This window comes from Pseudomonas sp. G5001 (assembly GCF_013385475.1).
In the GTDB taxonomy this organism is placed as follows: domain Bacteria; phylum Pseudomonadota; class Gammaproteobacteria; order Pseudomonadales; family Pseudomonadaceae; genus Aquipseudomonas.
In genome coordinates this window covers 115,141-128,206 of record NZ_JACAPZ010000022.1, presented here as the reverse complement: position 1 = coordinate 128,206, position 13,066 = coordinate 115,141, and the positions used below count along the sequence as shown (strand labels likewise).

11 protein-coding genes are annotated in these 13,066 nt (G+C 62.6%); 4 read left to right on the top strand and 7 right to left on the bottom strand.

Annotation, left to right across the window (positions count from 1 at the left end):
• Positions 1-103: 103 nt before the first annotated feature.
• Positions 104-1,384: an alkane 1-monooxygenase gene (locus HX805_RS19365; protein ID WP_087694132.1), complete on the bottom strand. Its 1,281-nt coding sequence runs from the start codon at positions 1,382-1,384 to the stop codon at positions 104-106.
• A 318-nt stretch (positions 1,385-1,702) separates the two neighbouring features.
• On the bottom strand, positions 1,703-2,701 hold the full coding sequence (locus HX805_RS19360; RefSeq protein WP_177117205.1) for an alpha/beta fold hydrolase: 999 nt from the start codon (positions 2,699-2,701) through the stop codon (positions 1,703-1,705).
• A 303-nt stretch (positions 2,702-3,004) separates the two neighbouring features.
• On the opposite strand from HX805_RS19360, the gene HX805_RS19355 reads away from it, so the two are divergent.
• From HX805_RS19355 to HX805_RS19345, 3 genes are read left to right on the top strand one after another with little or no spacing between them, the layout of a single operon-like run.
• Complete coding sequence (locus HX805_RS19355) at positions 3,005-4,540, top strand: NAD(P)/FAD-dependent oxidoreductase (protein WP_177117204.1); 1,536 nt, start codon at positions 3,005-3,007, stop codon at positions 4,538-4,540.
• Positions 4,537-5,436 carry an SDR family oxidoreductase gene (locus HX805_RS19350; protein WP_003214652.1) on the top strand — a complete coding sequence of 300 codons (900 nt, stop codon included), beginning with the start codon at positions 4,537-4,539 and terminating at the stop codon, positions 5,434-5,436. The genes HX805_RS19355 and HX805_RS19350 overlap by 4 nt, the downstream gene beginning before the upstream one ends.
• A 15-nt stretch (positions 5,437-5,451) precedes the next feature.
• Positions 5,452-6,294, top strand: a complete 843-nt coding sequence (locus HX805_RS19345) for a metal-dependent hydrolase (protein WP_177117203.1) — start codon at positions 5,452-5,454, stop codon at positions 6,292-6,294.
• A 6-nt stretch (positions 6,295-6,300) separates the two neighbouring features.
• Here the strand turns inward: HX805_RS19345 and HX805_RS19340 are convergent, their stop codons facing one another.
• Positions 6,301-6,939 (bottom strand): ribonuclease T2, encoded by a 639-nt coding sequence (locus HX805_RS19340; RefSeq protein ID WP_371317080.1) that lies wholly within the window; start codon positions 6,937-6,939, stop codon positions 6,301-6,303.
• A 36-nt stretch (positions 6,940-6,975) separates the two neighbouring features.
• Positions 6,976-7,956, bottom strand: a complete 981-nt coding sequence (locus HX805_RS19335) for a Gfo/Idh/MocA family protein (protein WP_087694134.1) — start codon at positions 7,954-7,956, stop codon at positions 6,976-6,978.
• Between the two features lie 141 nt (positions 7,957-8,097).
• On the opposite strand from HX805_RS19335, the gene HX805_RS19330 reads away from it, so the two are divergent.
• Positions 8,098-8,460, top strand: a complete 363-nt coding sequence (locus HX805_RS19330; RefSeq protein WP_032899596.1) for an NUDIX hydrolase — start codon at positions 8,098-8,100, stop codon at positions 8,458-8,460.
• Here HX805_RS19330 and HX805_RS19325 read toward each other — a convergent pair.
• From HX805_RS19325 to rocD, 3 genes are read right to left on the bottom strand one after another with little or no spacing between them, the layout of a single operon-like run.
• On the bottom strand, positions 8,457-9,170 hold the full coding sequence (locus HX805_RS19325) for a transporter substrate-binding domain-containing protein (RefSeq protein ID WP_008437122.1): 714 nt from the start codon (positions 9,168-9,170) through the stop codon (positions 8,457-8,459). The genes HX805_RS19330 and HX805_RS19325 overlap by 4 nt on opposite strands.
• Entirely contained in the window at positions 9,163-11,814 is a 2,652-nt protein-coding gene (acnA, locus tag HX805_RS19320; protein WP_177022779.1) for an aconitate hydratase AcnA, read from the bottom strand. The genes HX805_RS19325 and acnA overlap by 8 nt, the downstream gene beginning before the upstream one ends.
• Positions 11,811-13,004, bottom strand: coding sequence for an ornithine--oxo-acid transaminase (gene rocD, locus HX805_RS19315; RefSeq protein ID WP_087694138.1), 1,194 nt, complete (start codon positions 13,002-13,004; stop codon positions 11,811-11,813). Before rocD ends, acnA begins: the two co-directional genes overlap by 4 nt.
• Positions 13,005-13,066: the final 62 nt, after the last annotated feature.

Below are 13,066 nucleotides of genomic sequence, written 5' to 3'. Positions count from 1 at the left end.
AACGTTCTTGCAACTAAGCCGTACTCGAAATCGGTAAAGCCCGGGCGATGAAAACCTGCGCGATACACAGATCCCGAGTACGCCCTACAACTGACTGCTTTCGTTAGAAGGGTCTGGTGGTGTTGCTGTACTTCTCCAGGTACTTCAAACGCTGTGAAGGTTGAAGATTGGTCAGGGTTATATCCCCGGCGTAATGATTAAGTACCCGGTGATCCATGCGTCGTCGCCACAAGTACGGTACATACGCCCAGACAATCATGCTGGCATAACCGTAGGGCAGCTGCGGCGATTCATCAAAATGACGCAGTGACTGATAACTTCTGGTTGGGTTGGCGTGATGGTCGGAGTGCCGCTGCAGTTGGAACAGAAAGATATTGGTGACAATCCGATTACTGTTCCAGGAATGGCGTGGCGAGCAACGCTCATAACGACCGTTGGGCAACTTCTGGCGTTTCAGGCCGTAGTGCTCGACATAGTTCACCACTTCCAGCAGCGAGAAACCGTAGATGCCCTGGATGATCAGGAATGGAATCACTGCCGCGCCCAGCCAGGCAATCATCGCGCCCCACAACACCACGCTGTACATCCAGGCGCTGAGTACGGCGTTTTTCCAGTGCCAGGCCGGCAGGCCGAGTTTGCGCAGGCGTTCACGTTCCAGGTTCCACGCCGAGCGTGCGCTGAACCATACCGAGCGCGGCAGGAAGGCCCAGAAGCTCTCCCCCAACCGCGAACTGGCCGGGTCTTCCGGGGTGGCGACGCGCACGTGGTGGCCACGGTTGTGTTCGGTGTAGAAGTGCCCGTAGAAGGTCGGCGCCAGGGTGATCTTGGCCAGCACGACTTCCAGCAGGCGCGGCTTGTGCCCCAGCTCATGGGCGGTGTTGATGGCGATGCCGGTGGCAGCGCCAGTGGACATTGCCATGCCCAGGTAGGTGAACCAGCTCACCTCGCCATGCAGCTCGGTGCGCGCGGTGATGAACGCGGCGGTTTTCGCCAGCCAGCTCGACGGGTCCAGGGTGGCGGTGGCATGCAACAGGCCGCCATTGATAATCCAGTCGATGCCGCCTGCGGCCAGCCACCCGGTGACCACCAGGGATGAGATGACAAACAGCACGCCGGTGTAGACGATCCAGCGGTAGTAGCTTTGGGATTCGAGGTTGCTGACGGCGGACTCGGGCGGGTTGCTGACGTCTTCACCCAGCAGGCCGTCGATCAGCGGGATCAGGCCGAAGATCACCAGCACACCGACCCACCACAGTTGTTGCACGCCGGTAGTGATGGCCAGGGCGCCAGAGAGAATTGGGGTTGCCAGGGGCATGATGCCGAGCCACCACAGGTGGCGCTTGCCGTCGGTCCAGACGTTCGGGGCAGCCAGGGTCTGATTCATGGCAGCCTCCGCACGACGCAGGTAGGCAGGGAGCAAAAATCAACACTGGACAGGTACACGGAGCGGTGACTGCCCCGAGAATTCAACCATGCGATAAAAGGCGTTTTTTTCATTATTTTATTCGCTCTTAGGCATTTCAAAAATTGTTTCAAATTAGACATTGAAATAATTTTTTTAAATAAATAGCGCGGAATCGTTAGGTCGTCAACTAGTTTCTTGAACCCTTTTGAACGTGACCGGGCAGTCTCTTTTTCAGCCGTTTGGTCAGGTGTCTAGGGCAAGCATTGACGAGTTCGAACCGCGAGTTCAGTCGCACAATTATTTACTCGCCAACGCAAACGGCGGGTGCAACACCGTGGCGCTTTCCGGCGGCCGGACGCGCTTGGCTATCTGCTCGACCATCGCCGCGACACGCTCGGTGGCCGTGATCGGCAACATATGCCCGCGCCCTTCCACCAGCTGCAGCTTCAGGCCCGGCACCAGGCTGGCCAGGGCCTGCCCGTGTTTGCGGAAATCCAGCACCTTGTCCTGCGCGCCATAGATCAGCCCGATCGGCAACGTCAGCTGCGGGTAGCGCTTGACCATGTCCGGCAGGAAATCGTTGACCAGGTTGATCTCGGTGGAGGCGGCATAGAAGTTCTCGGGCCGCATGCCCAACAAGCCGCCACCACGGGTGGCGAAGTCTTCCGGGGCCGGGTCGGGGGCAAACACGCCCTTGACCACCGAGCCTTTGGTCAGCAATCCGATCGGCATGGTCAGGGTGTGCGACATAAAGCGTCGCAGCCATCCCGGGCGTATCGCCAACGACATAAACACCAGCGGCAGCAGGCGCTGGGGATGGGTCAGGGGCGCCACCAGGATCAATCCGGACACCGCGTGGGGATGGTCCAGGGCCAGTGCCAGGGCAATCGCCCCGCCGAGGGAATGCCCCAGCACCAGCGGCTTATCCAGGTCCAGCGTCTGGATAAAGCTGGCGACTTGCCGGGCCTGGCCAGGCAGGTCCGCGGCCGTGCCGGAATGCCGGGTGGAATAACCCGACCCCGGACGATCCACGGTGATCACTCGAAAGTGCTCACGCAATTGGGCAGACAAGGCGTACGTCAAGTTGCGACTGCTGCCCATCAGCCCGTGGATCATCACCAGCGGTGGGCCCTTGCCCTCGTCTACATAATGAAAGCGCTCGCCGTTGATCTCCAGAAAGCGCCCGTTGATCGGAACAGCAGCCTCTATACGCCGTGTCATCCGGGCACTGAAGGCCCACAACACTACGCTTAACCCTACACACACACCCGCAGCGACAACCCACTCGACAGCCATAGCTCGGTCCTCTGCATCCCTGCGTTGCTGGCGGCCCGACCGGTATTGGTCAAGGCCTCAGCCATCGTCCACCCTGGACCTTAACTGTGTGCGTACAAGCTCTCGTCCGTCGGATAAGTCGCACATGAGGAACTGGGTCGTAGCCTAGACGATATTTTCAGGTAGATTATTTAAAATCTTTTTTAAAATAAATAATTCAATTTTCCTTTGCAATGGTGTTCTATCTAAAAAGCCAAAACAAAAACAAGGAGCACATCCGATGTCGACACCCGTAAGGCGCCACCGGCCCACGAGGGACAGCCTATGAATGCCCATGACACCATCGACATCGCCATCATCGGTTCCGGATTTGCCGGGCTGTGCATGGCGATCAAACTCAAGGAAGCCGGGTTTCACGACTTCTTTATTGCCGAACAGGCCGATGCTCTCGGCGGCACCTGGCGGGACAACCACTACCCCGGTTGCGCCTGCGACGTGCAATCCCATGTCTATTCGTTTTCCTTTGCGCCCAACCCGGACTGGACCCGGCAATTTGCGCCACAGGCGGAGATTCGCGCCTACCTGGAGCAGTGCGCCCGGCGCTTCGAACTGGCGCCGTTCCTGCGCTTTGGCATGGGCCTGGAGAAGGCGGTATTTGATGAGGCGCAACAGCGCTGGAGCCTGAGCTTCAGCAATGGCCGCCAGGTCAGTGCGCGGGTGCTGGTGTCGGGAATGGGCGGCCTGTCGCGCCCGGCACTGCCGGATATTCCGGGCCTGGACAGCTTCAAGGGCAAGCGCTTCCACTCCCAGCAGTGGGACCACGAGTATTCATTGAAGGGCAAGCGCGTGGCGGTGATCGGCACCGGCGCCAGTGCCATTCAGTTCGTGCCGCAGATTGCGCCGCAGGTGGCCCACCTGGACCTGTTCCAGCGCACCCCGCCGTGGATCATGCCCAAGCCCGACCGGCCGATTTCACGCTTCGAGCGCTGGGCATTCAAGCACCTGCCGTTCACCCAGCGCCTGGTACGCGGCGCGTTCTATTGGGCACTGGAAGGTCGCGTGGTGGGCTTTGCCCTGCACCCGCGCCTGATGAAAGTGGTGCAGAAAATCGCCGTGCGCCACCTGCACAAACAAGTGGCCCGCCCTTCCCTGCGCAAGACCCTGACGCCGGACTACACCATCGGCTGCAAGCGCGTGCTGATTTCCAACGACTACTACCCGGCCCTGTCCCGCAGCAATGTGCAGGTGGTAACCGACAACGTGCTGCGCATCGAGGCCGACGGGGTGATCACCGCCGACGGCATCAAGCACCCGGCTGACTGCCTCATCTTCGGCACCGGCTTCCAGGCCACCGATCCGCTGCCCCGCAACTGCATCATCGGGCGCCACGGCATCGACCTGATGGACACCTGGCAAGACGGCGCCCACGCCTACCTGGGCACCACGGTGCCGGGTTATCCGAACCTGTTCCTGATCGTCGGCCCCAACACCGGGCTGGGGCATAACTCGATGATTCTGATGATCGAGGCCCAGGTCACCTACATCCTCGATGCCCTGCAGCAAATGCAGCGTCATCGCATCGCCACGGTGGACGTCAAGCCGGCGGTGGAACTGGCCTACAACGCCAGGCTGCAGGAAAAACTCAACGGCACCATCTGGTCCACCGGCGGCTGCAAGAGCTGGTACCTCGACCCACGCACCGGCAAGAACACCACGCTGTGGCCCGGCTCCACCTGGCGTTTCAAGCAGGTCACCCGGCATTTCGCCCTCAAGGACTACGTCGCCAGCCTGGTGCCGATACCGTCCACCGCGCGCCCGGCCGCAACGCCCCACACCACCGCAGAAGGGAGCCTGTCATGAAGTCATTCAACGGCCGCGTGGCGGCCATTACCGGCGCCGCTTCCGGCATGGGCCGCGCCTTGGCCCTGGCGTTGGCGCGTGAAGGCTGCCACCTGGCGCTGGCGGATAAAAACAGCCAGGGCCTGGAGCAGACCGTCGCACTGATCAAGGCCCAGGTGCTTGCACCGGTGCTGGTCACCTCGCAGGTGCTGGACGTTTCCGAGCGCCAGGCCGTGGAAGACTGGGCCGCCCGATGCGCCGCCGAACATGGCCAGATCAACCTGATCTTCAACAACGCCGGCGTCGCGCTGTCGAGCACCGTCGAAGGCGTGGACTACACCGACCTGGAATGGATCGTCGGGATCAACTTCTGGGGCGTGGTGTACGGCACCAAGGCCTTTTTGCCGTACCTCAAGGCCAGCGGCGACGGGCATGTGGTCAACACTTCCAGCGTGTTCGGCCTGTTCGCCCAGCCGGGCATGAGCGGCTACAACGCTACCAAGTTCGCCGTGCGTGGTTTTACCGAGTCCTTGCGCCAGGAACTCGACCTGCAAAAAAGCGGGGTCTCGGCCACCTGCGTGCACCCTGGCGGGATCCGCACCGACATCTGCCGCAGCAGCCGGATCGACGCCAACATGACCGGCTTCCTGATTCACAGCGAACAGCAGGCCCGGGCCGACTTCGAAAAGCTGTTCATCACCGACGCCGACCAGGCCGCCAAAGTGATCCTGCAAGGCGTACGCAAAAACAAACGCCGCGTGCTGATTGGCCGCGACGCCTATTTTCTGGACCTGCTCGCCCGCTGCCTGCCTGCCGCCTATCAAGCGCTGGTGGTGTTGGCCAGCAAACGCATGGCGCCCAAGCAACGCAATGCGCCCTCGCCCGTCCTTGAAACCAACGAAGAGCACCGTCTCTGAACTGGAGTACCGACCATGCTGCCGATTCGCCGCGACCTCCGTTTTGCCCTGCCGGCCGAACGCATCAAGGACTGGCATGAACAAGGCCCGTTCATTACCCACTTTTTCAACGCACTGTCGTTGCTGTTTCCCCAGGGCGAACTGTTCTTCATGGACAGCGTGCGTCACTACCGCCAGCGCATCGAAGACCCGGAGCTGAAGAAAGAAATCCAGGGTTTCATCGGCCAGGAAGCCATGCACAGCCGCGAGCACGTGGCCTACAACGACCTGCTGCAAGCCGCAGGGCTGCCGGCGAATACCCTCGACCGTCGGCTGAAGATAATCCTCGACGCGCAAAAGAAATACCTGCCCGCCTCCTTCAACCTGGCGGTGACCATTGCCCTGGAGCACTACACCGCGATGCTCGCGGAAATCCTCCTCAGCGACCCGTCGCGGTTCGGGGATTCGGTCAAGGGTTACCAACAGATGTGGTACTGGCATGCCCTGGAAGAAACCGAGCACAAGGCGGTGGCGTTTGATGTGTGGAACAGCGTGATCAAGCCCGGGCCCAAGCGTTATCTGCTGCGCACTTCCACCATGCTCATCACCACGGGGCTGTTCTGGCTGACGATCCTGGACTTTCACTTGCGCCTGTTGTTTGCCGACCGGCGTTCGGGCGGGCATTTGAAGGGCTTCTGGCGGATGCTCAAGTTTCTGTACGGGCCCAAGGGCGTGTTCCCGCGCATGGCGCTACCCTGGTTGCATTACTTCAAGCCCGGGTTCCATCCCTGGGACCACGACAACCGGGCACGCCTGGCGGGCATTGACCGCCTGGTGGAGGAGATCGAGCAGGCCCATAAAGGTTATGGGCCCGCCTGAGTCCGCTTAACGCTGGGTCGGGATCCGAATATCGCCATCCCGGCACTGGCTCTTGACGCTGCGCGGGCAGCCGGCAAACGCCAGGTCCTTGGTCAGGCACACCCGCACCTCGGTCAGCACGGCACCCTTGCAGATCACCGCAAGGCCATGGTTGCCCATGGCCGGGTTGCTCTCGCGAAACAGCGCTTCGATGTCCCGCGCGCCCAGGCCGCTTCGGACATTGAAGGGCTCAAGCGGCTGCGGGATCTTGACCACGCTCAGCGCTGCATCGGTCTTGTCCAGGTAAGCCGAAGCCTCAAGGCCGCTGCAGGTGCCGTGCTTGGCCCATTCATGCCTGAGCAGTTTGGGCGACGGGAACAGCGTCCTGCCCCGGGCGAAGTCTGCATCCGACAAGCGCGACTGCGGCTCACACGAAGCCGGCCAGCCGCCCTTCGCGTACTGCGGCCACAGCCCATGCAGGACAAACCCGTAGCCCTTGCCCGAACACTGCTGGTCGTCCGGGTGCGTCAGGCAGAAGGTCGGCGACCAGGACAGCGACAACACATAAAAGTCAAACTCCCCGGCCTGCCCCTGGGCCCGCGGCGCTGCCGTCGCGGCCCCGGCCAACGCCAGGCAAAGCACAATCCAGGCTGCTTTCATTTTCATCCGTTCATTCCTTAAAAAGACAAAATTAAAGCACCGCTAGACCGCCAGGTTGGGGTTACGTTGTAGCACCCGGTCCATGACCCGGTCGGTCTTCAACGCCTCGATCGCCAGTGCCGGGTGTTTGCTCTCGCCGCGAATATGCGCATTCATCCCCAGCACGTGATGCCACTGGATATGTGCATGGTTGGGCACCTCCAGCACCTCGCTGGTCTCGCCCTCAAGCCGCAACGGCGCCTCATCGAACACCGAAAACGTGATGCGGCCCTTGCTGCCGATCATCTCCACCCGGTCTTCGCGCCGGTCGGCGACAAAGTTCCAGCAGCCCATGCCCAGCGCGCCCGAGGCGAAGGTCCAGCAGGCGGTGACGGCATCTTCGGCGGCATAGCGCCCCGCCTGGCGCGCGGTAAACCCGGCCACCTCGACGATATCCCCGACCAGGTACTGGAACAGGTCAAAACCGTGGCTGGCCAGGTCGGCAAAATACCCGCCGCCGGCAATCGCCGGGTCGGTGCGCCAGTTGGCACTGCTGGCATCGTCTTCCGAAGGCGGCTTGCACAGGGTCCAGGTCAGATGACGCAATTCGCCGATGCGCCCGTCCTGCAGCCAGTCCCGCACCTGCTGGAAGCGTGGCAGGGAACGCCGGTAATAGGAGACAAACAGGTGCAGCCCGGCCTGTTCGAAGGTGCGCTGCATCAGCGCGCTTTGCTCGGCATTCAGGGACATGGGCTTCTCGACGCAGCAATGCTTGCCGGCAGCGGCCACCATCAGGCTGTATTCGAGGTGGCTGTCGGGCGGTGTGGCGATGTAGACCGCGTCTACTTCCGGGTCGTCGATCAGCGCCTGGGCGTCAGTGTAGAAACGGGCAATGCCGTGGCGTGCCGCATAATCGCGCACGGCCTCCTCGCGCCGCCCCATCACGGCCACCAGCGCAGAACCTGGCGCTTTGTAGAAGGCGGGTCCACTCTTGAGTTCAGTGACATCGCCACAGCCGATCATGCCCCAGCGTACGGTGTTCATCTGCATCTCCTTCAGGTGAGTTTTTTTCGATGGGGCAGTATCGGTGTTTTCCGGCCCCCTCTCCACCCTGCCGGATAAAGACTGAGCATGACAATTGCATTACACTTTTATGACAATCATCCACCTGCGGGGGCACAGACGATGAAAATAAGGGCCACGGTGATTTGCGAGCACGACGGGCACATCCTGTTCGTGCGTAAAGCCCGCTCGAAATGGGCATTGCCCGGCGGCAAGGTCGAGCGCCATGAGCGCCCGGCAGGTGCTGCCGCACGAGAACTGGAAGAGGAAACCGGGCTGAACGTGGACGGTTTGCTGTTATTGCAGGAGCTGAAGGCCAGCGACACCCTGCACCATGTGTTCGAGGCGTCGGTGGTGAATATCGACGAAGCCCGGCCCCTGAGCGAAATCAAGGAATGCCAGTGGCATCCCTACACACGCCTGGAAGACCTGGATACCACCCAGGCCACCCAGCAAATCGTCAAATCCTTCCTGCGCCGTCTCTAAGGCGCCGCCAGTTCCGGGCTTTGCCCGCTGCGCAACAACGCCTGTCTTACCAGACCATTGGCTTTCTGCCGTTCGACAAAGGATTTGACGAACGCGGCAGCGGCTGCGTGCGCTACCGGTACCGCGACCGCCTGGCTGATGCTCATGAAGTCATCCTCCAGCAGGCGCCAGCGCTCATCCAGCCGGGTTCGCAGGTAATCCCGAACCCCGGCCGCGGCGTTCAGGCCTTGCTCGATAAACAGGTCTACGGCACCCGCCGAGGTCGGCGCGCGTACCAGTTCGGCATGCTGCACCGTGCGGCTCAGGTACAGGTCATACGCGGCACCCTGGCCGACGGCGATGCGTTGGCCCGGAGCATCGAGTTGGGTCACGCTGCCCAGGGGTGAATCCACCGCCACCAGGTACGTACCCTTGATGATCACGTAGGGCGCGCTGAAGGCGATTTCCTGCTCGCGCACCGGTTCGATGGCCAGGAATGCCACGCGCCAGCGGTCATCGCCCAGCGCGGCGAAGACCTTGCCCGCCGCATCAAAAGTGATCAACTCAAGGTCGACCGCCAACTCATCGGCCAGGGCCCTGGCCAGCGCCACCGACACGCCCTGGGGCTGGCCGTCCTCGCCACGCTGGGCCAGCACCGGGTTGCCAAAGTTGATGGCAGCCCTGAGCACACCCTCGGGGGCCAGTTGTTGCAGTACCTGCGGGTCAATCATTACGCGCTCCTAGAACAGTTCTTTGCACGGTCTTGCGAATGACGAAGGGCAAGACGCCGCCGTGTTCAAGGTAACCAACCTCCTGCAACGAGTCGAGGCGCAAGGTCAGGGGGGTACGCGTGGTCTCACCGGTGGCGCGGTCAATCTGCAAGGTGATCGGGTTGTCGCCGACCTGCAACGCGTCCAGGCCGAGGAAGCTCAGGGACTCACTGCCGTCGAGGTTCAAGTCCTGCACCGATGCGCCTTCATCGAACACCAGCGGCAACACGCCCATGCCGATCAGGTTACTGCGATGGATTCGCTCGATACTGCGGGCCACCACCACCTTGATCCCCAGCAGGGTCAGGACTTTAGCTGCCCAGTCGCGGCTGGAGCCGGCACCGTAGTTGATCCCGGCGAACAACACGGTGGGTGTACCGGCGTAGCTCTGCGCGGCGAGGTACAGCGGCAGGTAGTCGCTGCGGTCGGCATTCCAGGCCCAGACACCCTGGCGCGGGGGCTGGTCGCAGGACAGCAGATTGTTCAGGCGCGGGTTGGTAAACGCGCCGCGCACCATCACTTCGTGGTTGCTGCGCCGGGTCGAATACTGGTTGAGGTCCGCCAGCGCTTCACCGCGCTCCCGCAGCCAGTGCCCGGCCAGGCTGTCGGCCGGAATCGTGCCAGCCGGGGAGATATGGTCGGTGGTGACGTTATCCCCCAGCACCACCAAAGCCCGGGCGTTGCTGATGGCCAAGGACGCGGCCGGCACCGGCGTTACCCCGGCAAGGTACTGCGGGCGGCGCAGGTAAGTGGAGGCCGGGTGCCAGGCAAACTGCACGCTGGCGTCGGCTTCCAGCGCCTGCCAATGGTGAGTGCCTTGCCACAGCAGTGCCTGGCGCTGGTGAAACAGCGCCGGGCGCACCACCGCCGCCACTTGCGCGGCCACCTCGGCTTCGCTGGGCATCAACTCATGCAGGAACACCGGCTGGCCGTGGGCATCCATCGCCAGTGGCTGGGCCGACAGGTCGGTGTCGATGCTGCCGGCAATCGCATAGGCCACGCACAACGCGGGCGAAGCAAGGTAGCCGGCAGGGACTTTCGGGTTGACCCGGCCTTCGAAATTGCGGTTGCCCGAGAGCACCACCACGCCTTTCAAGCCCTGCTCGGCGAAGGTCTCGACATGGCGTTCGAGGCTGCCGGAATTACCGATGCAGGTCATGCAGCCAAAGCCCGCCAAGTCGAAACCCAGCGCGGCGAAATCCTCCAGCAAGCCGGCGGCTTCCAGGTAATCGGCCACCACCCGTGAGCCTGGCGACAGCGACGTCTTGACCCACGGTTTGCGCGTCAGCCCACGGGCGCGGGCGTTGCGGGCGAAGAGCCCGGCCTGGATCATCTGCGCCGGGTTGGCGGTGTTGGTGCAACTGGTGATGGCCGACATCACCACCGCGCCATGGGTGATCGGCACCTGGAATGACGGCTCGAAGAAATCCTGCTTTTGCGCGCATACATGCTGATGAAACGACGCCCCGGCCTGGGCCAGGGACTGGCGCTGATGGGGCTGATGCGGGCCGGCGACACTCGGTTCAACCTGCGCCAGATCCAGCTCGATCAACTCATCGAACACCGGCTCGGGATCGTCGTCCCGGCGCCACAGAGATTGCGCCGACATGTAGGCCGAGACCTTGTTGATCAAGGCCTGCGGGCGCGCACTCAGGGTCAGGTACGCCAGCGTCTCGTCATCAAACGGGAAAAACACCACGGTCGCACCGTATTCCGGCGCCATATTCGCCACGGTGCCCCGCGCCGCCCAACTCAGGGACGCCAGGCCCGGTCCGGTGAACTCGACAAACTTGCCGACCATGCTGCGCCGGCGCAGCAGTTCAGTCACCGTCAGTGCCAGGTCAGTGGCCGTCACGCCGTCGCGCAACGCATTGGTGACGCGAATGCCCACCACCTGCGGATAAGGAATCGGCACCGGTTCGCCGAGCATCGCCGCCTGCCCTTCCAGCCCGCCAACGCCCCAGCCCAGCACGCCGATGGCATTGATCATCGGCGTGTGGCTGTCGGTGGCGACCATGCAGTCGGGGTGCAACAGCACGTGGCCGTTGCGCGGCGCGCTTTCCCACACCACCTGGGCGATGGACTCCATGTTCATCTGGTGGATGATCCCGGTGCCCGGCGGGATCACCTTGAAGTTATCCAGGCTGGCCTGGGCCCACTTGATAAAACGGTAGCGCTCGCTGTTGCGGCGAAAATCGATGTCCAGGTTGGCATCCACCGCGCCCGCCTCGGCGTAGTGCTCGACGATCACCGAATGGTCGATGGTCAGCACCGCCGGGATCGAGGGGTTCACCGCCCGGGGATCACCGCCCAGTTCGGCCACCACATCGCGCATGCCGGCGAAATCCGCCAGGGCCGGCAGGCACGTGGTGTCGTGGAACATCAGCCGGTTGGGCTGGAACGGCACCTCGCAATCCGGCCCTTCGCCGATGGCCCGCGCCACTACCTGTGGCAACGAAGCCGGGGCGCAGCGGGCAATGTTTTCCAGGAGGATGCGCACGGAATACGGCAGGCGCTGCAGTTGCGCCGGGGTCAGCAACTGGTGCAGGTCGATCCAGGCAAAGCGCTGGCCGTCGATGTCGAGGTGACTGAGATACTCACTCATAGCTGTTTGAATACCCGCTCGATACGCTCAAGGCCCCAGTCCAGTTCTTCGCGGGTAATGGACAACGGCGGTGCGATGCGCAGTACGTTTTCGTGGGTTTCCTTGGTCAGCAGCCCTTCGGCCAGCAGCGCTTCGCAGATGGGCCGCGCATCGCGGTCCAGTTCCACGCCGACCCACAAGCCACGCCCGCGAATCTCGCGGATGGCCGGCGAGTGCATGGCCTTCAGGCGCTCCACCAGGTAGTGGCCCAGTTGCGCGCTGTTATCGATCAAGCCCTCCTCTTCCAGCACCTTCAACGCTTCCAGGCCAATGGCCGCCGCCAACGGGTTGCCGCCGAAGGTCGAGCCGTGGCTGCCGGCGTCGAACAGGTCCATGATCGAATGATCAGCGACGAACGCCGACACCGGCATGATCCCGCCGCCCAGGGCTTTGCCGAGGATCAATGCATCGGGGCGAATGCCTTCGTGCTGGAAGGCAAACCACTTGCCGGTACGGCCCAGGCCGGACTGGATCTCATCGAGGATCAGCAAGGTGTTGGTCTGGTCGCACAGCTGGCGCAGTTCCCGCAGGAAACCTGCAGGCGGCACGCGAATGCCGGCCTCGCCCTGGATCGGCTCGATCAGCACCGCGCAGGTGTCGGCGGTAATGGCCTGGCGGAAACTCTCGATGTCACCGAAGCGCGCCTCGGTGAAACCGTTGCAGAATGGGCCGAAGTCGGCCTTGTAGTCCGCCTCCGACGAGAAGCCGACGATGGTCGAGGTGCGGCCGTGGAAATTGTTGTCGGCCACCACGATGTTGGCCTGATTGGCCGGGATGCCCTTGATCCGGTAGCCCCAGCGTCGCGCCGCCTTGATCGCGGTTTCCACAGCTTCGGCGCCACTGTTCATCGGCAGGGCCGAGTCGAAGCCCGTGATGCGGCACAAGGTCTTGAGGAAGTTGCCCAAGGGTTCGCTGTAGAACGCCCGGGACACCACGCTGATCTTGTCGATCTGCGCCACGGCGGCGGCGCGGATGCGCGGGTGGACATGGCCGTGGCTGACGGCGGAATAGGCCGACATCATGTCCAGGTAGCGCTTGTCATCATCGCCAATGGCCCAGACGCCCTCGCCCTTGACGATCACCACCGGCAAGGGGGAATAGTTGTGGGCGCAGAATTGGTTTTCGAGGGTGATTGCCGGGTTGGGGTGCATGGTGGGGATGTCCTGCCGAATAAATAATGAATGAACAACAAAGACCCAATGTGGGAGCGGGC

What these genes read in the sequence shown, in the direction of transcription:
- HX805_RS19335 (WP_087694134.1), bottom strand. Translation starts at nt 7,956, where the DNA reads ATGAACACCGTACGCTGGGGCATGATCGGCTGTGGCGATGTCACTGAA.
- acnA (WP_177022779.1), bottom strand. Translation starts at nt 11,814, where the DNA reads ATGAGTGAGTATCTCAGTCACCTCGACATCGACGGCCAGCGCTTTGCC.
- HX805_RS19365 (WP_087694132.1), bottom strand. Translation starts at nt 1,384, where the DNA reads ATGAATCAGACCCTGGCTGCCCCGAACGTCTGGACCGACGGCAAGCGC.
- HX805_RS19350 (WP_003214652.1), top strand. Translation starts at nt 4,537, where the DNA reads ATGAAGTCATTCAACGGCCGCGTGGCGGCCATTACCGGCGCCGCTTCC.
- HX805_RS19355 (WP_177117204.1), top strand. Translation starts at nt 3,005, where the DNA reads ATGAATGCCCATGACACCATCGACATCGCCATCATCGGTTCCGGATTT.
- HX805_RS19360 (WP_177117205.1), bottom strand. Translation starts at nt 2,701, where the DNA reads ATGGCTGTCGAGTGGGTTGTCGCTGCGGGTGTGTGTGTAGGGTTAAGC.
- rocD (WP_087694138.1), bottom strand. Translation starts at nt 13,004, where the DNA reads ATGCACCCCAACCCGGCAATCACCCTCGAAAACCAATTCTGCGCCCAC.
- HX805_RS19345 (WP_177117203.1), top strand. Translation starts at nt 5,452, where the DNA reads ATGCTGCCGATTCGCCGCGACCTCCGTTTTGCCCTGCCGGCCGAACGC.
- HX805_RS19340 (WP_371317080.1), bottom strand. Translation starts at nt 6,939, where the DNA reads ATGAAAATGAAAGCAGCCTGGATTGTGCTTTGCCTGGCGTTGGCCGGG.
- HX805_RS19325 (WP_008437122.1), bottom strand. Translation starts at nt 9,170, where the DNA reads ATGATTGACCCGCAGGTACTGCAACAACTGGCCCCCGAGGGTGTGCTC.
- HX805_RS19330 (WP_032899596.1), top strand. Translation starts at nt 8,098, where the DNA reads ATGAAAATAAGGGCCACGGTGATTTGCGAGCACGACGGGCACATCCTG.